Genomic DNA, 19,222 nt, shown 5'->3' on the forward strand with positions numbered 1-19,222 from the left:
ATGACGCGTCTTGAACAGATATACCGCGAGAAAGTGGTTCCGGTATTGCAGAAGGAGTTTAACTACACTTCTTCGATGCAGGTTCCCGGGATTGAGAAAGTCTCTCTGAATATCGGCCTCGGCGCCGCGAGCCAGAACAACAAGTTGATGGAAGAAGCCATCAAGGAGTTGACCGCCATCGCCGGGCAGAAGGCCGTCGTGACCCGTGCAAAGAAGTCCATCGCGTCGTTCAAGCTGCGCGAAGGCATGCCTATCGGCTGCCGCGTGACGCTGCGCAAGGAACGCATGTGGGACTTTCTGGACAAGCTGATGAACTTCGCGCTGCCCCGCGTGCGCGACTTCAGAGGGATACCGGACCGTGGCTTCGATGGCCGGGGCAATTTTACCCTGGGTATCAAGGAACACACCATTTTCCCCGAGCTGGAAGTGGATCGCGTTGAAAATCCCAAGGGGATGAACATCACGATCGTTACCACTGCCCAGACGGACAAGGAAGGCAAGCTGCTGCTCGACCAGCTCGGCATGCCTTTCAAGAAGTAAGGAGAAACGGCTTTGTCTCGTACATCGCTTGAAGTGAAGGCGCAGCGCAAGCCCAAGTTCTCCGCCCGCGCCTACAACCGTTGTCCGGTTTGCGGCCGCCCGCGTGCCTACATGCGCAAGTTCGGCCTTTGCCGTATCTGCTTCCGCAACATGGCCCTGCGCGGCGAACTGCCCGGCGTTCGCAAGTCGAGCTGGTAAGTCACCAAGGAGTAAGGAATGCTGACTGATCCTATTGCTGATATGCTTACGCGTATCCGCAACGCACACTTGGCCCTGCACAAGGAAGTGAGTGTGCCGCGCTCGAAGATCAAGGAATCCATCGCCGCCATCCTGAAGCAGGAAGGCTACATCGAAGACGTGGCGATGGAAGAGGCCGAGATCAAGATCTCCCTCAAGTATTTCAAAGGCAAGCCGGTCATCGCCGGCCTGAAGCGGGTGAGCAAGCCCGGCCGCCGGGTGTATGTCGGTTCTTCCGACATCCCCAAGGTCCAGAACGGCCTTGGCATCTGCATTCTGTCCACCTCCAGCGGTGTCCTTGCGGGCACGCAGGCCCGTGACCGCAAGGTTGGCGGGGAACTGCTCTGCGAAATCTGGTAGGGTACGGACATGTCGCGAATCGGTAAACTCCCCATCGCCATTCCTTCCGGCGTCGAAGTGAAGGTCGGGACCGAAGCCGTCGAGGTCAAGGGCCCGAAGGGCGTGCTTGTCACCCCTACCCACGCGGAACTGAACTACGCGGTTGAAGACGGTCATGTCGTCATCACCCGCGCCACCGAAACCCGCATCGCCCGTGCCCAGCACGGCCTGCGCCGCACCCTGCTCGCCAACTGCATTCAGGGTGTGACCAAGGGCTTTTCCAAGACCCTGGAAGTCATCGGCGTCGGCTACAAGGTTGCCGTAAAGGGCAACCTGGTGGAACTCGCGGTCGGTTTCTCGCACCCGGTGATCATGGAAATGCCCGAAGGCGTCGAAGCCAAGGTGGAAGGCCAGAAGCTGACCATCTCGGGCATGAGCAAGGAAGTGGTCGGCGAGATCGCCGCACGCATCCGCCGCGTGCGTAAGCCTGAACCCTACAAGGGCAAGGGCATCAAGTACGACAACGAGCAGATTCGCCGCAAGGCCGGCAAGTCTGGTGGCAAATAGGCAGGTATGAGAAAATGACGATGACCAAGAACGATGCCAGAAAGCGGCGCAAAGTCCGCATTCGCAAGAAGATCGCCGGGAGCACCGAGCGTCCCCGGCTGGTTGTCTACCGCTCGAACCTGCATGTCTACGCCCAGATCGTGGACGACGCCACCGGAGCCACGCTTGTTGCCACCTCCACCCTTGCCATCGGCAAGGCCCAGGCCGGGGCGCATTGCAACAAGGCCGGGGCGGAACTGGTGGGCAAGGAAATCGCGCGTCTTGCTGGCGAAAAGAGCATCAAGCGCGTGGTGTTCGACCGTAACGGCTACCTGTATCACGGGCGCATCAAGGCTGTTGCCGACGGTGCCCGTGAGGGCGGCCTGGAATTCTAACGGGTGGTAGGTACTGGCATGGAACAGAATGAGTTCGGGTTGGTAGAGAAGATTGTCTACCTTAACCGAGTTGCCAAGGTTGTGAAGGGCGGTCGCCGCTTCAGCTTCAGCGCCCTCGTAGTCGTGGGCGACGGCAAGGGCGCCGTGGGCTTCGGCCTCGGCAAGGCCCAGGAAGTGCCGGAAGCCCTGCGCAAGGCCACCGAACGCGCCAAGAAGGACATGGTCCAGATTGCGCTGGTGGACGGCACCCTTCCGTACGAAATCCAGGGCGAGTTCGGCGCCGGCTGCGTCATGTTGAAGCCCGCCTCCAAGGGTACCGGCATCATCGCCGGTGGTGCAGTGCGCGCCGTCATGGAAGCCGTTGGCGTGACCGACGTGCTTGCCAAGGCCATCGGCACCAACAACCCGCACAACGTGCTGCGCGCCACCATGGCGGGGCTTACCTCGCTGCGCAGCGCCGAGTACGTGAGCCAGCTTCGCGGCATGAAGCTCGAAGCGCCCAGAAAGTAGGACGCAATCATGATCAAGGTGAAGCTCGTACGCAGCTGGATCGGCTGCAACCCCAAGCAGCGCAAGGTTCTTGACGCGCTTGGCCTGCGAAAGATCCGTTGCGAGAAGTCGTTTGAGGACAATGCCGCCATTCGCGGCATGATCGCCGAAGTAAAGCACCTGGTCGAGGTCAGTGAATAATGAGACTGCACGAACTCTATCCGTTCGCCGAGGAACGGGCAACGCGCAAGCGCGTGGGCCGCGGTTCCGGTTCGGGGCTCGGCTGCACCTCCGGCAAGGGTAACAAGGGCCAGAATGCTCGCGCTGGTGGCGGCGTACGCCCCGGTTTTGAAGGCGGCCAGATGCCGCTGCAGCGTCGGCTGCCCAAGCGCGGCTTCAAGAACGCTCCTTTCAAGGCCACCTACGAAGTGATCAACCTTGATCGCCTGGTGGCGGCCTTTGAAGGCAAGACCGATATCACGCTGGAAGACATCTACGAGCGCGGCCTGTGCAAGGCTGGCGCCTCGGTGAAGATTCTCGGCGTGGGCGAAGTCAGCGTGGCCCTTACGGTGGAAGCGCACAAGTTCAGCGCCTCTGCCGCCGAAAAGATCCGCAACGCCGGTGGCGAAGCCAAGGCACTGGAAGGGTAAGCCGTGGCGCTTAGTGGTGTAGAAAACCTGGCGCGTCTGCCGGAGCTTCGCAAGAAGCTCTTCTGGACGTTCCTGTTGCTGGCCGCATACCGCATCGGGGTTCACGTCCCGGTTCCCGGGGTGGATTCCGGAGCGCTGGCCGACTTCTTCGCCAGCGTCCAGAACACCCTTTTCGGCCTCTTCGACATGTTCTCCGGGGGCGGGCTCCGCAATCTGTCGGTGTTCGCCCTCGGCATCATGCCCTACATCTCCGCCTCCATCATCATCCAGCTTTTGCAGGTCGTAAGCCCTGAACTGAAGCGGATGGCCAAGGAGGAAGGGGCGTCGGGCCGCCGCAAGATCACCCAGTACACCCGGTATGCCACGGTGCTCATCACCGTGATTCAGGGCTTCGGCATTGCCGTGGGCCTTGAAAACATGCACAGCCCCGCGGGCGCGCCCGTGGTGCTGGATGCGGGCTGGGGTTTCCGGATGATCACCATCGCAACCCTGACCGCCGGTACCGTCCTTATCATGTGGCTTGGCGAGCAGATTACCGAGAAGGGCATCGGCAACGGCATTTCGCTGATCATCTTCTCGGGCATCGTCGCCGGTATTCCCGGCGGCATCGTCAAGTCCGGCCAGCTCATCAAGGCCGGTGACATGAGCGTGTTCACGGCGATTCTGGTGCTGGCGATGATGGCGGTGGTGCTTGGCTGCATCGTGTTCATGGAACGCGGGCAGCGGCGCATCCCCATCCATTACGCCAAGCGGCAGGTGGGCCGTAAGATGTTCGGCGGGCAGAGCACGCATCTGCCGCTGCGCATCAATACGGCGGGCGTCATTCCGCCCATCTTCGCCTCGTCGCTGCTGCTGTTCCCCGCGACCATCGCCAGCTTCTCGGCCAACGAGATGCTTCAGCGGGTGGCCGCGTGGTTCGCCCCGCACACGGTGATGTACAACATCCTGTTTATCAGCCTCATCGTGTTCTTCTGCTTCTTCTACACGGCGATCATCTTCGACCCGAAGGACATCGCCGAAAACCTGAAGAAGGGCGGCGGGTTCATCCCTGGCATCCGTCCCGGGGACAAGACCCGGCAGTACATAGACAGGGTGCTCACCCGGATGACCATCTGGGGAGCCATCTACATATCCGCGATCTGCGTCCTGCCCATGATCCTCATCGCGCAGTTCAACGTGCCGTTCTATTTCGGCGGCACCAGCGTGCTGATTCTCGTGGGCGTGGCCATGGACTTCATGTCCCAGGTGGAATCGCACCTGATCTCACGGCAGTACGAGGGTCTCATGAACAAGACCCGCATCAAGGGACGGCAGTGAGTTGAAGAAGTTCCGCGGAGTCTTCATCAAGAATGACAACGAGATTGGCCTCCTCCGGGAGGCCAATCGAATCGTTGCCGCGATACTGGATGTTTTGGGCGAACACGTTCGCCCGGGCGTCTCGACGATGCATTTCGAAGAGCTGGCCCAGGCGGAGTGCCGCAAGCACGGCGTCCGTCCGGCCTTTCAGGGCTACCACGGGTTCCCGTTTGCCCTGTGCTGCTCGGTGAACGAAGAAGTGGTGCACGGCTTTCCCTCGGCGCAGCGGATTCTCCAGGAAGGGGACATCGTCAGCTTCGACATGGGTGTCGTGTACGACGGCTTCTACGGCGACTCCGCCCGTACCTATCCGGTAGGGGCGGTGAGCGACGAAGCTGCGCATCTCATCCGCGTGACCCGCGAATCGCTCTTCGAGGGCATCGCCGCAGCGCGGGTGGGCAACTCCCTGTACGACATCTCGGCGGCCGTGCAACGGCACGTCGAGGCGGCCGGTTTCGGGGTGGTGCGCCGGTTCGTGGGGCACGGCATCGGCCGTTCGCTGCACGAGAAGCCGGAGATTCCCAACTTCGTGCCGCGCGGCATGCCGGGTGTTCCCCTGAAGCCGGGCATGGTGCTTGCCATCGAACCGATGGTCACGGTGGGTACGTACGAGGTAGAAATCCTCGCCGACAACTGGACGGCGGTCACCCGTGACCGCAAGCTGTCGGCCCACTTCGAACACAGCGTGGCCATCACGCCGGACGGGCCGATCATTCTCAGCCTGTCGCAGGCAGAGGCGGCGCGACATGTTGGTTGACGGGCGCCGGTAGGGGTGATATGCACCCCTGTTCCGACGTTGCTCTTCCGTCATGTCGGGCCAAAGACAAACAACGGAGTCGAACATGAAAGTCAGGCCTTCCGTCAAGAAGATGTGCCCCAAGTGCAAGGTTATCCGCCGCCGGGGCATTCTCAGGGTCATTTGCGACAACCCCCGGCACAAGCAGCGCCAGGGCTAAGCCGTCAGGAGTAAACAGTGGCCAGAATTGCAGGTGTCGATCTGCCCCGTGGCAAGCGCGTTGACATCGCCCTTACCTATATCTACGGTATCGGGCGCACTACCGCGCTTCAGATTCTGGATGTTACCGGCGTTGATTGGAGCCGGAACATCGACGACCTGAGCGCCGACGAAGTCAACGAAATCCGTAAGGAACTCGAGCAGAACCACAAGGTTGAAGGCGATCTCCGTCGTGAGATTTCCAGCAACATCAAACGTCTGATGGACATTGGCTGCTACCGCGGCCTGCGCCATCGTCGCGGTCTGCCGGTTCACGGTCAGCGCACCCATACCAACGCTCGCACCCGCAAGGGACCGCGTCGCGGCGCTGTCGGCAAGAAGAAGTAATCCAAGGCTAGCACAAAGGCGTGGAATCTCACCTGCGTCGCCAGGGCAAGTAAATTTCCCGGTGGCCAGCGCGGCACGGCTCTGTCATGACTGAGCTCGTTTTGAGGTTCCTGCAGCAAGCCCCTAATTCTAGTCCGCAGAGAGTAAGTCATGGCAAGACCCAAGCGTACGGTCAAAAAGAAAGAGAAGAAGAACGTCCCGGTCGGGATTGTTCACATTCAGGCGACGTTCAACAACACCATCGTGACCTTCACGGACACGCGGGGAAACACCATCAGCTGGGCCAGCGCCGGGCAGAGCGGTTTCAAGGGCTCGCGCAAGAGCACCCCGTTCGCCGCACAGGTGGCTGCCGAACAGGCCGCCAAGCGCGCCCAGGATCACGGCATGCGCACCGTGGGCATCTACGTCAAGGGCCCCGGCTCCGGCCGTGAAGCCGCCATGCGCGCCGTTAACGCCGCTGGCTTCAAGGTCGCCTTCATCCGTGACATCACCCCGATTCCCCACAACGGCTGCCGTCCGCCCAAGCGGCGCCGCGTCTAGTTAGGAGGATCCAGCCTTGGCTAAGTACAATGACGCAAAATGCCGGATGTGCCGGCGTGAAGGCACCAAGCTTTTCCTCAAGGGCGACCGCTGTTATACCGACAAGTGCGCCTATGACCGTCGTCCTTACGCGCCCGGCCAGCATGGCCGCGCCCGCAAGAAGGTGAGCGACTACGCCGTCCAGCTGCGCGAGAAGCAGAAGGTCCGTCGCGTGTATGGCGTTCTTGAACGCCAGTTCCGCGGTTACTTCCACAAGGCCGACATGGCCAAGGGCGTGACCGGCGCCAACCTGCTGGCCATTCTCGAACGCCGTTTCGACAACGTGATCTACCGCCTCGGCTTCGCCAACTCGCGCCAGCAGGCGCGCCAGTTGGTGCGCCACGGCATCTTCACGCTGAACGGCCGCAAGGCGAACATCCCTTCGTTGCAGGTTCGCGTGGGCGACATCATCGAAGTGCCTGAAGCCAACCGCAAGATCCCCGTGATCGCCGAAGCCCAGGAAGTCATCGCCCGTCGCGGCTGCCCCTCGTGGCTGGAAGCTGATGGTCCGAACTTCAAGGGCATGGTCAAGGCCCTGCCGCAGCGCGAAGACATTCAGTTCCCGATCAACGAACACCTGATTGTCGAGCTTTACTCCAAATAAGCGGGTGTGAGCATGCTCATCAAACAAGGCGACAGGCTTATCAACACCCGGAACTGGTCGGAGCTCGTGAAGCCCGAGCAGATCACCCGGGACAGCGACCCGGCCGATGCCATGTACGGCAAGTTCGTGTGCGAACCGCTGGAACGTGGCTACGGCACCACCATCGGCAACGCGCTGCGTCGGGTTCTGCTGTCGTCGCTTCAGGGCGCGGCGTTTGTCTCGGTGAAGGTCTCGGGCGTACAGCACGAGTTCACCACCATTCCCGGCGTGCTCGAGGACGTGACTGACATCGTCCTCAACCTGAAGCAGGTGCGTCTTGCCATGGACACGGACGAGCCCCAGTTCCTGGAGCTTTCCGTGAACAAGAAGGGCGCGGTGAAGGCCGGCGACATCAAGACCAACCAGCACGTGATGGTCCTCAACCCCGACCTGCACATCGCCACGCTGACCGAAGACCTGGAACTCACCTTCGAGTTCGAGGTGCGCATGGGCAAGGGCTACGTGCCCGCCGACATGCACGAAGGCCTCAGCGAAGAGATCGGGCTGATCAAGCTGGATTCCAGCTTCGCCCCGGTCCGCAAGGTCGCCTACACGGTGGAGCAGGCTCGCGTCGGCCAGATGACCAACTACGACAAGCTCATCATCGAGGTCTGGACCGATGGGTCCGTGACCCCCGAAGATGCGATTGCCTACAGTGCGAAGATCATCAAGGACCAGATATCCGTCTTCATCAACTTCGATGAGCGCATTTCGGGTGAAAGTTCCGGCAATTCGTCGGGCAGCAGCGACCTCAACGAGAACCTGTTCAAGGGGATCGACGAGCTTGAACTGTCCGTGCGCGCCACCAACTGCCTGAAGAGCGCCAACATCACCCTGGTGGGCGAACTGGTTCAGAAGTCCGAGAACGAAATGCTGAAGACCAAGAACTTCGGTCGCAAGTCGCTGGATGAAATCAAGCGGGTGCTGTGCGACATGAGCCTTGACTTCGGCATGAAGGTCGACGGCTTCGAGAAGAAATACCAGGAATGGAAGAGGAAGCAGCAAAATGAGGCATAGCAATTCCGGCAAGAAGCTGGGCAGGACGCCGTCCCACCGGAAGGCCCTGTTCCGCAACATGGCCAAGGCCCTGCTGACTTACGGCAAGATCCGCACGACCGAGACCAAGGCCAAGGAACTGCGTCGTGTTGTCGAACCGCTGATCACCCTGGCCCTGCGCAATGACCTGCACTCCCGCCGCCTGGCGTACGACGTGCTGGGTTCGCACCAGCTGGTCAAGCGTCTGTTCGACGACATCGGCCCCGCCTTTGTCGGCGTGTCCGGCGGCTTCACCCGCGTGGTGAAGCTGGGCCTGCCCCGCAAGGGCGACAACGCCCCGCTGGCGGTCATCGAACTGACCCACCAGCCCGCCACCGCCGAAGCTCCGGCGGAAGAAAAGAAGGCCGCCGAGTAATCGGCAACGCCTTTGGCATCACGTACCCGAACGGGGCGGACCGCATGGTCCGCCCCGTTTTTCCTTTTCGGCCAGGCGGTGCGGCCCGCGTCTTGAAAGGGCAAGCCGCATCATCAGGTAAAAGGTCAGGCTGCCCTGGGCAGGCCGACCTTGCGTCATACCGTGATGTCTATGGGCATGGCGGATGCGGTAGTGGCGGTGGTTACTGCGGCATTTTCCGCCTCCGCCAGCGACGCGGAGTTGTCGGGCGTGGCGGCAATCCCGGTTTCCGCTCCGGTCTGGGCAGCGGGGGGAGCCGAGATGGCTGTGGAAGCGGCTGGAGCGGTCTGCGGGGTAGCCGGTGACAGGGACTGCCCAGAGGCCGTGCCCGAGGAGGTCGCTTCTTCCGAAGATTCTGCGCTGCTGTTGCCTTCCGTGCCCTGCTGGGTCGCCTCCTGTGCCTTTTGCTCGATATCCTTCTTCATTTCATCGAGATTGCTTTTGGATACTTCGGTGGTGGAGGCTTGCTGTTCCTCGCGCATGCGCCGTTCTGATTTCCTTCCAGCGAGGTACTGCGCCGCGCTGGCGGACATTCCACTGGACATCATGAGCGCCATTTCCGCTACGGTCACGGCGAGAACGGCATTCTGGCGATTGGTCATGTTGCTGTCGGATTGGAATGCCGCCTTGCGTGCAGCGATATACCGTGAATCTGCATGGTTCGCATCGACGAAGTTGCCATCCATGAGGCTTGATGGACTGGGAGCTGACGGGGCTGATACCGCCGCTGTTGCCATTGGCGACGTCTCCGCAGCGACAGTCGAGGCGGTATCCGCAGCGTCCTGGTTGCGAAGCCGTGACGCAACAACGAGAGTTCCCATACGCTCGCTAAGGCCATTGCCGATTCCGTCGATGCTCATGAGGATGCCTCCCTACTGTTGTCTCCTTCCTGAACTATCGGCGCTCCTCTGCATAACTTTACGCATACGCGATAATGCGCAAAGAAAAAGGCAGGCCTGCCGCCTGCCATCGCGTCTGCCTTGGTTCGACAGTATGGACCTTCCCAGGCCTTGGAGTGCTGCGCCTGGTCGGTTCTTGTCCGCCCGCAGCAACCCGGCTCCCCCGCCTTTTCGCCTGTGCAAGGGATCGTCTGCAACTACGGTCACCTGCGCATCCTGCAGCGATGCGCCAAGCGCCGAAAGGGGGAGGGGGTTGCGAAACACCACGGCGCTTCGGTCCACTGTGCGTTCCGCCATCAACGGGAACGCGTGGCCTTTGTCCGTGGATGAATGCAGCGGGCAGAGGTCAGCGCAGCATTAGGCGCACGCCGCCGGGCAGGGCCTCAAGCACTTCGCCCACGGGGTAGGCGGGGTCTCCGGTTTCGGCCAGCAGCGCCGTGGCTGCGTCCACCTGGTCCGGGGATACGGCCAGCAGCATGCCGCCCGAAGTCTGGGCATCGAAGGCCACGTCGGCCAGCACCGGGCTGACGCCGGGTTCCGTGCGCACGTATTTGTGGCAATATGCCCGATTGGCATGGCTGCCTTCCGGCACCAGCCCCATGCCCGCCAGTTCCAGCACGCCGGGCAGCACGGGCAGGGCGGCAGTGTCCAGGGCCACGGTGACCCCGGAAGCCCCGGCCATCTCCAGGCAATGCCCACCAAGGCCGAAGCCGGTAACGTCGGTGGCGGCCTTCAGGCGCAACTCGCGGATCACCCGGCCCGCGCCCTTGTTCAGGCGCGAGGCCCAGCGGAAAAGTTCTGCCTCGTGGGCATCACAGCCGGGCCAGTTGGCCTTGACGGCGGTGGCCAGAATGCCGGTGCCCAGCGGCTTGGTGAGCAGCAACCGGTCACCGGGGCGCAGCCCGGCATTGGAGGCGATGACGTCTGGGTCGATGAGCCCGGTGACGGACAGCCCGTACTTGATTTCGTCGTCTTCCACGCTGTGCCCGCCCACCAGCGCCGCGCCTGCCTCGCGCAGGGCGTCGGACCCGCCGCGCAGGATGTCCGCCAGGATGGATTCCGGCAGCCGCTTCACCGGAAAGCAGACGATGTTCATGGCGCACCACGGCTCGCCGCCCATGGCGTAGACGTCGGACAGGGCGTTGGCCGCTGCAATGCGCCCGAAGCTGTACGGGTCGTTGACGATGGGCGTGAAGAAGTCCAGCGTCTGCACGATGGATTGCCCACCGGGCAGGCGCACCACGGCTGCGTCCTCGTTGTGACGCGTGCCCACGATGACCCTGTCTTCAACGGACGGGTCGCGCGGAAGCCCCGCCAGGATGCGCTCCAGGTCCCCCGGAGCCACCTTGGCGGCTCAACCGGCGGCCTTGACCGAATCGACCAGACGGATGCGGCTCATGCCTTGTCCTTGTGGCGGACCTTGTTGTTGCCCGTTTCGCTGTCCGAGGCGCAATCGTTACGCAGGTGGCGGGTATGCTCGCCCAGAAAGGCGGCAAAGGCCGCAGCCGCCGGAAACTGGTGCCGCCGGGCGTGCCGCACCGAATGGAATTGTCGCGCCGGGCGACAGTCATCCAGTTGCAGTTCCACCAGTTCGTCCCTGGCGATGCTTTCGGCCACGGCCAGGCGCGAGGTGGCGCTGATCCCAAGGCCCGCCCGCACGTACTGCACCACGGCCTGGGTGCTGTCCACAACCAGGGCCACAGGCAGCCGCCGCACGTCCATGCCCGCCGAGGCCAGTGCCTCGGCGAAGGTGCGCCGCGTGCCGGACCCGGCTTCGCGCATGATCCACGGCCACTGGGCCAGTTCCTCGACCTGTACGTGGCGCCTGCCGCCCGCCAGTTCCGGCGTGGCCACCACCACCAGTTCGTCGTCCACCAGCGGTTCGAACACCAGGTCGGGGTGCGCGTCCACCGCGCCCACCAGCCCCAGCATCAGCTCGCCATCGGTGACGCGCTGCACGATGTCCGCCGTGTCGCCCACGCGCAGGTGCACGCGCACCGAAGGGTAGGTGCGCACGAAACGGGAGATGACATCCGGCAGGACGTGGTGCGCGGGTATGGTGCTGCCGCCAATCACCAGGTCGCCGCTGACCTCGTCGCGCAGTTGGCCGATCTCGGCCTCTGCGGCGGCAAGGCTTGCGAACGCCTCTGACGCGCGCCGGTACAGCACCTCTCCGGCGGGCGTGGGCAATACCTGCCGCCCCATGCGGTCCAGCAGGCGGACGCCCAGTTCCTTTTCCAGTGCAAGGACGTGTGCGCTGATGGTGGGCTGGGACAGGAACAGGTCCGCCCCGGCCCGCGAGAAGCTGCGCAGTTCGTAGACCTTGCAGAATGCTTCGAGTCTTCTGAAATCCAGCATGCTGATTGTGTATATTGATGAAAGCGATACGTCAAGAAAGCTGGCAGTTTGGAATCCACCTTTCTCATGCATGCCGGCGGTGCCGCTGGCTGCGGGCAGGCAGGGTGTGCCACGCCGGACCGCAGGGTGCTTTGCCCGGTACGCGGACGGGGGGAGGGGGGAAGGGGGGGGATGCTTCCGCGCTGGCGCGGGCTTGCGCTCCGTTGGCACAAATGGTAAAGGAGCGGGCTTTCCGAAGCGTCGCCTGACCGCCACCGGACCGCCTTCTGCCGTGCACGCATGTGGCACGGGGGGCGCCGCCGTGCTGGCGGCCCGGAATCGCGCCGTCGCACTGCCGGGGTGGCGGAACTGGTATACGCGCTGGTCTTAGAAGCCAGTGGTTCACACCATGCGGGTTCAATCCCCGCCCCCGGCACCAGCGCCGCCGCGCCGCACCCGCAACGGGCACGGCCCGTGGCGCCGGGCACCAACAGACTTTCACAAGGAGCGCTGCACCATGGAATATACCGTCGAAGATATTTCCCCGGTCAAGAAAAAGGTCAACATCACGGTGCCGGTCGAGGAAGTGGAGGCAGCCCTGTCCGCCGCCATCGCCATGTACCGCACCAACATGAGCCTCGACGGATTTCGCAAGGGCAAGGTGCCCTCGAATCTGGTCGAAAGCCGCTTCCGCAAGGAAATCTACGGCGAGGCCACCCAGGACCTCGTCAACGTGCATATCAACGAAGTGATGACCGCGCTGGACGCCAACCCCATCTCGCGCATCGACTTCGACGGCGGGCAGCTGGAACGCGGCACCCCCTTCGAGTACAGCATCTCCTTTGAAGTGCTGCCCGAATTCGACCTGCCCGACTACGACGGCTTTGCCGTGGAGCAGGAAAAGGCCGTGGTGGACGAAAAGGAAGTGGACGAGGTCATCACCCGCATCCGCACCAACATGGCCGAACTGGTGCCCGTGGCCGAAGCGCGCCCCGGCAATGACGGCGACGTGGTGGTGCTGGACTTCGCCGCGTTCGAAAACGGCGAGCCGGTGGAAGGCATCAGCGCAGAGAACTTCCAGATGAACCTTGGCGACCGCCAGGCCCTGGAAGACTTCGAGGCCCTGGTGAAGACCCTGGCCCCCGGCGAAGAGGGCGAAGGCCCCCTGAATTTCCCGGCGGACTTCATCAACCCCGACTTCGCGGGCAAGAGCCTGACCGTCAAGGTCAAGGTGCACGCCGTGAAGGAACGCCGCCTGCCCGAGGCCAACGACGACCTGGCCCAGAAGGCTGGCGGCTTCGAGTCCATGGACAAGATGCGCGAGGCGGTCACCTCTTCCTACATGCAGAGCCGCACCCAGCTGGTGAAGGCCACCGCCCAGAAGACCATGCTGGACAAGCTGCTGAAGATGGTGGACTTCCCCCTGCCCGAAAGCATGGTGGACATGTACGTCGGCCACCTGCTGGACGACATGCGCACCAAGCTCGAACGCCAGGGCAAGAGCATGGAGTCCTTGGGCAAGAAGCCCGAGGAACTGCGCGCCGAAGTGCACCCCGAAGCCGAGCAGGTGACCCGCACCCAGATATTCCTGCTGCGCGCCGCCCGCAAGGAAGGCGTGGAAGTGACCGAGCAGGAGATCGACACCCAGCTCCAGCAGATCGCCATGCGCTCGGGCCAGGACTACAACGCCCTGAAAGACTACTACATCAAGAACAACCTGATCTTCTCGCTGCGCGACCGCATGCTGGCCGACAAGGCCATGGACGCCATCTACGAGAAGGCCACCGTGACCGAGGTGGAGCCCGCCGCGAAATAGCGGCCGCTTTGCCCGCGCACGCGAACCGGCCCGCCCGGTTCATGGACGCACGTTCGGAGCAGGGGGGGTGCACCCGCACCTTCCCTGCCCTTGTTTTCGCGGGTGTTTCGTAAAGCATCGCGTTTTTTGGCCGACAAGACGGATGCAGGGCGCAAGGGCCGGGCGCCCCTTTCACGGGGGTGGCCGGACCGCCACGGGCGCCTTGTGGTGCGGGGCGGTCTTCTGCTATCCTTCGGGCAACGAACCAGTTCCGAACCGGCCATGCATCCGCCGCCCGCTCCCGGTTCCGTTCCGGGCATGTCCGGGCATGTCCGGGTACGTCGTGGGCACGGGGGGCCGGATCAGGGACATCATGCAGCCGGGCCGCCTTCCGGGTCAGCCCGGTCGTCAGCCCGGTCGTCAGCCCGGTCGTCAGGCTGACTGCCTGGCGGGCCGCTGGCCGGAACTCCAGCCGGTCGGCCGGACCGGGTGGCCCGCGCATCACCAACGCACACGGCAGCACGCGGCGGTTCACGCCGACACACGCAGGAGAGGCACATGCCAGTTCCCATAGTCATCGAGACCTCGGGCCGTTCCGAACGCGCCTACGACATCTATTCGCGCCTGCTGAAGGACCGCATCATCCTGCTCGGCACCCCCATCGACGACCAGATCGCCTCGCTCATCTGCGCGCAGCTGCTGTTCCTCGAATCGGAAAACCCCGAGAAGGAAATCTACCTGTACATCAACTCTCCGGGCGGCGCGGTGACGGCGGGCATGGCCATCTACGACACCATGCAGTACATCACCTCGCCCGTGGCCACCCTGTGCCTGGGCCAGGCCGCCAGCATGGGCGCGCTGCTGCTGGCCGCCGGTGCCCCCGGCATGCGCCACGCGCTGCCCAACAGCCGCATCATGATCCACCAGCCCTCGGGGGGCTTCTCCGGGCAGGCCAGCGACATCGACATCCACGCCCGCGAAGTGTTGCGCATGAAGGCCAACCTGAACGACATCATGGCCCGCCACACCGGCCAATCCGTGGAACGGGTTGCCGACGACACCGAGCGTGATTACTTCATGGGACCCGCCGAGGCCAAGGAATACGGCATTATCGACAGCATTCTCACCTCGCGGCGGGATGCCACGCAGAACCAAGCGAAGTAGGTACATCATGGCCAATACCAAGGGCGGCTCGGAACGCGAGCTGCGTTGTTCCTTCTGCGGCAAGGGGCAGGACGCCGTGCAGCGCCTCATTGCCGGGCCCGGCGTCTACATCTGCGATGAATGCGTCTCGTTGTGCAACGAGATCATCGCGCAGGAGCACATCACCGAAACGGTGGAGGAGGGCAAGCTGCTCACCCCCGCCGAGATCAAGGCCAAGCTCGACGAATACGTCATCGGCCAGCATCAGGCCAAGAAGATCCTGTCCGTGGCGGTGCACAACCACTACAAGCGGGTCTTCTTCGCCAGCGCCCTGGGCGGCGAGGTGGAGCTGGAAAAGAGCAACATCCTGCTCATCGGTCCTTCCGGCAGCGGCAAGACCCTGCTGGCCAAGACCCTGGCCCGCGTGCTGAAGGTGCCCTTCGCCATCGCCGACGCCACCACCCTGACCGAAGCCGGCTACGTGGGCGAGGACGTGGAGAACATTCTCGTCCAGCTGCTCCAGAACGCCGACTACGACATCGAGGCGGCGTCCAAGGGCATCATCTACATCGATGAAATCGACAAGATCTCCCGCAAGGGCGACGGTCCCTCCATCACCCGCGACGTGTCGGGCGAAGGGGTGCAGCAGGCCCTGCTGAAGATCATCGAAGGCACCGAGGCCAACATTCCGCCCAAGGGCGGGCGCAAGCACCCGCAGCAGGAATTCATCAGGATGGACACCTCGAACATCCTGTTCATCCTCGGCGGGGCGTTCATCGGTCTCGACAAGCTCATCGGGCAGCGCATCGGTGGCGGGGCCATGGGCTTCGGCGCCAAGGTGGCCAGCCGCAAGGACCTGCCTTTCGGCGAACTGCTGGGCCAGGTGCACCCCAATGACCTCGTGAAGTTCGGCCTGATTCCCGAATTCGTGGGCCGCATCCCCGTGGTGACCCACGTGGAGGAACTGAGCGAGGACGACCTGGTGCGCATCCTTACCGAGCCCAAGAACGCCCTGGTGCGCCAGTACCAGAAGCTGTTCGAGCTGGACAAGGTGAACCTGCGCTTCACCACCAACGCGCTGAAGAGCATCGCCAGCCAGGCCATCGAACGCAAGACCGGCGCGCGCGGCCTGCGCAACGTGATGGAATCGGTGATGCTCGACATCATGTACAAGCTGCCCTCGCAGCAGGACATCAAGGAATGCGTCATCAACCGCGCCGTGGTGGATAAAAGCCGCGAACCGGTGATGATCTACCACACCGAGGCCAAGACCGGCTCCTGATGAATGCAACGGCGCGGTCCGCAAGGGCCGCGCCGTTATGGTTTCGTCCCGCGCACTTGCGGGCGTGGCTCCTTCGGCCCAGCTTCCGCCGGTTGCCGCCAGTCGCCCTAGCTGACGCCAGTTGCCCCAATCGCCCCAGTTGCCAGGGCCGCCCCAGTTGCCACGGTCGCCCCAACTGTCACGGTCGGCAGAGTCCGCCCCTTGCCCCCCATGCACGGGGAACTTTTCACGGAAGGGCGGCCAATGCACCGGCCACCCGGCATGGCGCCAGCGGCGGATTTCCGCTCGGTACCCCAATGGGTACCACGTCGATCACCCCGGCGGCTCCCCGGCGGGTGCGTTGACAACGGGAATAGGGACACTAGTTTGTGTGCATTGTGCCCCGTCTCGCACGCGGGGCTCCCGCGCCCCCTTCCGGCGCGCGGGCACCCGGCGGCCCCTGCCGCCGTTCTGGAGGAATGAATGAGCGATTTCGACGTTGATGGCGATAAGGCCCGTCCCGTTCTGGACCTGCCGCTGATGTCGTTGCGCGAGGTGGTGATGTTCCCGCGCTCCATCGTGCCCCTGTTCGTGGGGCGCGAGGCGTCCATCCGGGCCATCGAGAACGCCATCTCCGATTACGGCAAGAAGATATTCCTGGTGGCCCAGCGCGAGCCCGAAGTGGAAAAGCCCGGCGGCGAGGACCTGTTCGAGGTCGGCACCGTCAGCAAGATCCTGCAACTGCTGCGCCTGCCCGACGGCACCATCAAGGTGCTGTTTGAAGGCCTGTACCGCGCCCGCTGGGAAGCCCTTGGCGAAGAAGGCGAGGGCGACTTTCCCCGCGCCTCCATCCTGCCCCTGCGCGAATCCGACGCCCTGACTGCGGAGTCCGAGGCGCTGGTGCGCGCCACGCAGGAAGCGCTGGAGGAATACAGCAAGATCAACAAGAAGCTGGCGCAGGAAACCCTGCTGGCCATTACCGCCATCAACACGGCGGGCCGCCTGGCCGATGCGGTGATGCCCCACCTGAAGGTGGACTACCGCAAGAAGCAGGAAGTGCTGGAACTGGAAGACCCGGTGGTGCGCCTTGAAAAGGTGTACGAGCTGCTCCAGGGCGAGATTGCCATCTCGTCCATGGAAAAGCGCATCAAGAACCGCGTCAAGAACCAGATGGAGCGCAACCAGCGCGAGTACTACCTGAACGAGCAGATCAAGGCCATCCACAAGGAAATGGGGCGCGAGGAAGATCCCCAGGCCGAGGTCAACGAGCTGGAACAGCGCCTGGCGGAAAAGAACATGCCCGACGAGGCGCGCGAGAAGGCCCTGCGCGAGATGAAGAAGCTGCGCCAGATGCCGCCTTCGTCCGCCGAGTACACCGTGGTGCGCAACTACGTGGACTGGATTCTCGATCTGCCGTGGAACACCCTGAAGGAAACCGAGATCGACATCGAGAAGGCCCGCACGGTTCTCGACGCCGACCACTACGGCCTGGAAAAGCCCAAGGAACGCATCCTCGAGTATCTGGCCGTCCAGAAGCTGGTGAACCGCCTCAAGGGTCCCATCCTGTGCCTTGTGGGCCCCCCCGGCGTGGGCAAGACCTCGCTGGCCAAGTCCGTGGCCAAGGCCACGGGGCGCGAGTTCGTGCGTCTTTCCCTTGGCGGCGTGCGTGACGAGGCCGAAATCCGCGGCCACCGGCGTACCTACGTGGGCGCGCTGCCCGGCAAGATCATTCAGTCGCTGAAGCGGGTGAAGTTCAACAACCCCCTGTTCTGCCTGGATGAAATCGACAAGATGAGCATGGACTTCCGGGGCGACCCCTCCGCCGCCCTGCTGGAAGTGCTGGACCCCGAGCAGAACAATACCTTCAACGACCACTACCTGGACATGGACTACGACCTGTCGCAGGTGTTCTTCATCACCACGGCCAACAGCCTGCACTCCATTCCCCTGCCGTTGCAGGACCGCATGGAGATCATCCGGCTGCCCGGCTACCTCGAAACGGAAAAGCGCCGCATCGCGCGCGATTTTCTGCTGCCCAAGCAGATCGAGGCCCACGGCATCAAGACCGAGAACATGAAGATGTCGGACAACGCCGTGCTGGAAATGATCCGCACCTACACCCGCGAGGCGGGGGTGCGTAACCTCGAGCGCGAGCTGGCGGGCGTGTGCCGCAAGGTGGCCATGCAGATCGTCGAGGCCGACGACCTGGACAAGACGGTCACCGTCACCCGGCAGAACCTGTCCCAGTTCCTGGGCGTGAAGAAGTTCCGCTACGGCGAGCGCGAGGCCAATCCCCAGGTGGGCGTGACCACCGGGCTTGCCTGGACCGAGCTTGGCGGCGAACTGCTGATGGTGGAAACCGCCCTCATGCCCGGCACCGGCAAGGTGGTCATCACCGGCAAGCTTGGCGAGGTCATGACCGAATCGGCCAAGGCCGCCCTGTCCTACGTGCGTTCGCGGTCCAACATGTTCGGCCTGCGCAGCGACTTCCACAAGGACATCGACATCCACGTGCACGTGCCCGAAGGCGCCACCCCCAAGGACGGCCCCTCGGCAGGCATCACCCTGACCACCTCGCTGGTCTCGGCCCTGCTCGGCGTGCCCGTGCGCAACGACGTGGCCATGACCGGCGAGATCACCCTGCGCGGTCGCGTGCTGCCCATCGGCGGCCTGCGCGAAAAGCTGCTGGCCGCCCACCGGGGCCTGATCACCAAGGTGCTCGTGCCGCGCGACAACAAGAAGGACCTCAAGGACGTCCCCGACGAAATCCTCAAGGACCTGACCATCACCTTCGTGGACCACGTGGACGAAGTGCTGCCCCTGGCTCTCGAAAGCGAGGCCGAGGCCATCTTCTCCGGTCGCGCCGAAGGACTGCCGCTCTTCCGCACCCTGCGCGAAGGCGCCACCTGCGATGCGACCCCGCCCGTGCCCACCGCGCACTAGGCGTAGTGGTAGCAAGGGTGATTTGATGCAAGAGTAACCGGGGGAAGGGAGGGGGCTTTGGAAAGCCCCCTCCCTTCCCCCGGACCCCCTTCCCACCCGCAAACTTTTCAATTGGTCCGATGAGCCCCCGTTGCGGAGACGCGACGGGGGCTCTTTGTCGTGAGGGGTGTAGTGAATAATTGGAACTCGTAGGGAAGAGGGGGATGTCGCCAAGACAGATTGGCCCCATAAAGGGGGTGCAGGGGGCATTGCCCCCTGCCCGCCGGAGGCGAACAAAA

Annotated in this window: 22 protein-coding genes, 1 tRNA gene and 1 pseudogene; 21 read left to right on the forward strand and 3 right to left on the reverse strand. The window is 63.4% G+C overall.

Annotated features, from left to right (window positions below):
* The 16 genes from rplE (at position 1) to rplQ (ending at position 8,527) form a co-directional block, all read left to right on the forward strand.
* Positions 1–540: a 50S ribosomal protein L5 gene (gene rplE / locus ABWO17_RS03890; RefSeq protein ID WP_353116266.1), complete on the forward strand. Its 540-nt coding sequence runs from the start codon at positions 1–3 to the stop codon at positions 538–540.
* A 12-nt stretch (positions 541–552) separates the two neighbouring features.
* A complete protein-coding gene (locus ABWO17_RS03895; RefSeq protein WP_007521040.1) occupies positions 553–738 on the forward strand; it encodes a type Z 30S ribosomal protein S14 in 186 nt (61 codons plus the stop codon).
* A gap of 18 nt (positions 739–756) precedes the next feature.
* Positions 757–1,137: a 30S ribosomal protein S8 gene (gene rpsH / locus ABWO17_RS03900; RefSeq protein ID WP_353116268.1), complete on the forward strand. Its 381-nt coding sequence runs from the start codon at positions 757–759 to the stop codon at positions 1,135–1,137.
* Between the two features lie 9 nt (positions 1,138–1,146).
* Positions 1,147–1,683, forward strand: a complete 537-nt coding sequence (gene rplF, locus ABWO17_RS03905) for a 50S ribosomal protein L6 (protein WP_353116270.1) — start codon at positions 1,147–1,149, stop codon at positions 1,681–1,683.
* A gap of 14 nt (positions 1,684–1,697) precedes the next feature.
* Positions 1,698–2,057 carry a 50S ribosomal protein L18 gene (gene rplR / locus ABWO17_RS03910; protein ID WP_007521046.1) on the forward strand — a complete coding sequence of 120 codons (360 nt, stop codon included), beginning with the start codon at positions 1,698–1,700 and terminating at the stop codon, positions 2,055–2,057.
* A gap of 18 nt (positions 2,058–2,075) precedes the next feature.
* Positions 2,076–2,567, forward strand: a complete 492-nt coding sequence (gene rpsE / locus ABWO17_RS03915; RefSeq protein WP_353116272.1) for a 30S ribosomal protein S5 — start codon at positions 2,076–2,078, stop codon at positions 2,565–2,567.
* A gap of 9 nt (positions 2,568–2,576) precedes the next feature.
* A complete protein-coding gene (gene rpmD / locus ABWO17_RS03920) occupies positions 2,577–2,747 on the forward strand; it encodes a 50S ribosomal protein L30 (protein ID WP_035063968.1) in 171 nt (56 codons plus the stop codon).
* A complete protein-coding gene (rplO, locus tag ABWO17_RS03925; RefSeq protein WP_353116274.1) occupies positions 2,747–3,196 on the forward strand; it encodes a 50S ribosomal protein L15 in 450 nt (149 codons plus the stop codon). Before rpmD ends, rplO begins: the two co-directional genes overlap by 1 nt.
* 3 nt (positions 3,197–3,199) lie before the next feature.
* Entirely contained in the window at positions 3,200–4,513 is a 1,314-nt protein-coding gene (secY, locus tag ABWO17_RS03930) for a preprotein translocase subunit SecY (RefSeq protein WP_353116276.1), read from the forward strand.
* A gap of 1 nt (position 4,514) precedes the next feature.
* Positions 4,515–5,309, forward strand: coding sequence for a type I methionyl aminopeptidase (gene map, locus ABWO17_RS03935; RefSeq protein WP_353116278.1), 795 nt, complete (start codon positions 4,515–4,517; stop codon positions 5,307–5,309).
* An 85-nt stretch (positions 5,310–5,394) separates the two neighbouring features.
* Positions 5,395–5,508, forward strand: a complete 114-nt coding sequence (gene rpmJ, locus ABWO17_RS03940; protein ID WP_007521055.1) for a 50S ribosomal protein L36 — start codon at positions 5,395–5,397, stop codon at positions 5,506–5,508.
* Between the two features lie 17 nt (positions 5,509–5,525).
* Positions 5,526–5,894, forward strand: coding sequence for a 30S ribosomal protein S13 (gene rpsM / locus ABWO17_RS03945; RefSeq protein WP_012611260.1), 369 nt, complete (start codon positions 5,526–5,528; stop codon positions 5,892–5,894).
* Between the two features lie 150 nt (positions 5,895–6,044).
* The gene (rpsK, locus tag ABWO17_RS03950) at positions 6,045–6,434 is read left to right on the forward strand and encodes a 30S ribosomal protein S11 (protein WP_007521058.1); all 390 of its coding nucleotides are present in this window, start codon (positions 6,045–6,047) and stop codon (positions 6,432–6,434) included.
* Between the two features lie 16 nt (positions 6,435–6,450).
* A complete protein-coding gene (gene rpsD / locus ABWO17_RS03955) occupies positions 6,451–7,077 on the forward strand; it encodes a 30S ribosomal protein S4 (RefSeq protein ID WP_353116282.1) in 627 nt (208 codons plus the stop codon).
* Between the two features lie 12 nt (positions 7,078–7,089).
* On the forward strand, positions 7,090–8,133 hold the full coding sequence (locus tag ABWO17_RS03960; RefSeq protein ID WP_035063978.1) for a DNA-directed RNA polymerase subunit alpha: 1,044 nt from the start codon (positions 7,090–7,092) through the stop codon (positions 8,131–8,133).
* Positions 8,123–8,527 (forward strand): 50S ribosomal protein L17, encoded by a 405-nt coding sequence (rplQ, locus tag ABWO17_RS03965; protein WP_353116284.1) that lies wholly within the window; start codon positions 8,123–8,125, stop codon positions 8,525–8,527. Before ABWO17_RS03960 ends, rplQ begins: the two co-directional genes overlap by 11 nt.
* A 155-nt stretch (positions 8,528–8,682) precedes the next feature.
* On the opposite strand, the gene ABWO17_RS03970 is transcribed toward rplQ, so the two are convergent.
* From ABWO17_RS03970 to ABWO17_RS03980, 3 genes are all read right to left on the reverse strand, one after another.
* Positions 8,683–9,426: a hypothetical protein gene (locus ABWO17_RS03970; protein WP_353116286.1), complete on the reverse strand. Its 744-nt coding sequence runs from the start codon at positions 9,424–9,426 to the stop codon at positions 8,683–8,685.
* A gap of 385 nt (positions 9,427–9,811) precedes the next feature.
* A complete protein-coding gene (gene selD / locus ABWO17_RS03975; protein WP_353116288.1) occupies positions 9,812–10,864 on the reverse strand; it encodes a selenide, water dikinase SelD in 1,053 nt (350 codons plus the stop codon).
* Entirely contained in the window at positions 10,861–11,823 is a 963-nt protein-coding gene (locus tag ABWO17_RS03980) for a selenium metabolism-associated LysR family transcriptional regulator (RefSeq protein ID WP_353116290.1), read from the reverse strand. Before ABWO17_RS03980 ends, selD begins: the two co-directional genes overlap by 4 nt.
* Before the next feature lie 333 nt (positions 11,824–12,156).
* Here ABWO17_RS03980 and ABWO17_RS03985 point away from each other — a divergent pair.
* The 5 genes and pseudogenes from ABWO17_RS03985 to lon all read left to right on the forward strand — a co-directional run bounded on the left by ABWO17_RS03985 (position 12,157) and on the right by lon (position 18,944).
* A tRNA-Leu gene (locus ABWO17_RS03985) sits at positions 12,157–12,241 on the forward strand.
* A 78-nt stretch (positions 12,242–12,319) separates the two neighbouring features.
* Complete coding sequence (gene tig / locus ABWO17_RS03990; RefSeq protein WP_353116292.1) at positions 12,320–13,618, forward strand: trigger factor; 1,299 nt, start codon at positions 12,320–12,322, stop codon at positions 13,616–13,618.
* 534 nt (positions 13,619–14,152) lie between these two features.
* Positions 14,153–14,761 (forward strand): annotated as a pseudogene (clpP, locus tag ABWO17_RS03995) (ATP-dependent Clp endopeptidase proteolytic subunit ClpP); the annotation flags it as partial.
* Positions 14,762–14,768: 7 nt separating this feature from the next.
* Entirely contained in the window at positions 14,769–16,022 is a 1,254-nt protein-coding gene (gene clpX, locus ABWO17_RS04000; protein WP_353116296.1) for an ATP-dependent Clp protease ATP-binding subunit ClpX, read from the forward strand.
* Between the two features lie 462 nt (positions 16,023–16,484).
* Positions 16,485–18,944: an endopeptidase La gene (lon, locus tag ABWO17_RS04005; RefSeq protein WP_353116297.1), complete on the forward strand. Its 2,460-nt coding sequence runs from the start codon at positions 16,485–16,487 to the stop codon at positions 18,942–18,944.
* The last annotated feature ends 278 nt before the right edge of the window (positions 18,945–19,222 follow it).

The organism is Nitratidesulfovibrio sp., from assembly GCF_040373385.1.
Taxonomy (GTDB): Bacteria; Desulfobacterota; Desulfovibrionia; order Desulfovibrionales; family Desulfovibrionaceae; genus Cupidesulfovibrio.

Coding starts and splice junctions, on each gene's coding strand:
- rplO (WP_353116274.1), top strand. CDS start 2,747: ATGAGACTGCACGAACTCTATCCGTTCGCCGAGGAACGGGCAACGCGC.
- ABWO17_RS03970 (WP_353116286.1), bottom strand. CDS start 9,426: ATGAGCATCGACGGAATCGGCAATGGCCTTAGCGAGCGTATGGGAACT.
- rplF (WP_353116270.1), top strand. CDS start 1,147: ATGTCGCGAATCGGTAAACTCCCCATCGCCATTCCTTCCGGCGTCGAA.
- clpX (WP_353116296.1), top strand. CDS start 14,769: ATGGCCAATACCAAGGGCGGCTCGGAACGCGAGCTGCGTTGTTCCTTC.
- ABWO17_RS03980 (WP_353116290.1), bottom strand. CDS start 11,823: ATGCTGGATTTCAGAAGACTCGAAGCATTCTGCAAGGTCTACGAACTG.
- tig (WP_353116292.1), top strand. CDS start 12,320: ATGGAATATACCGTCGAAGATATTTCCCCGGTCAAGAAAAAGGTCAAC.
- ABWO17_RS03960 (WP_035063978.1), top strand. CDS start 7,090: ATGCTCATCAAACAAGGCGACAGGCTTATCAACACCCGGAACTGGTCG.
- rplE (WP_353116266.1), top strand. CDS start 1: ATGACGCGTCTTGAACAGATATACCGCGAGAAAGTGGTTCCGGTATTG.
- rplR (WP_007521046.1), top strand. CDS start 1,698: ATGACGATGACCAAGAACGATGCCAGAAAGCGGCGCAAAGTCCGCATT.
- rplQ (WP_353116284.1), top strand. CDS start 8,123: ATGAGGCATAGCAATTCCGGCAAGAAGCTGGGCAGGACGCCGTCCCAC.
- rpsK (WP_007521058.1), top strand. CDS start 6,045: ATGGCAAGACCCAAGCGTACGGTCAAAAAGAAAGAGAAGAAGAACGTC.
- rpsH (WP_353116268.1), top strand. CDS start 757: ATGCTGACTGATCCTATTGCTGATATGCTTACGCGTATCCGCAACGCA.
- rpmJ (WP_007521055.1), top strand. CDS start 5,395: ATGAAAGTCAGGCCTTCCGTCAAGAAGATGTGCCCCAAGTGCAAGGTT.
- rpmD (WP_035063968.1), top strand. CDS start 2,577: ATGATCAAGGTGAAGCTCGTACGCAGCTGGATCGGCTGCAACCCCAAG.
- rpsE (WP_353116272.1), top strand. CDS start 2,076: ATGGAACAGAATGAGTTCGGGTTGGTAGAGAAGATTGTCTACCTTAAC.
- lon (WP_353116297.1), top strand. CDS start 16,485: ATGAGCGATTTCGACGTTGATGGCGATAAGGCCCGTCCCGTTCTGGAC.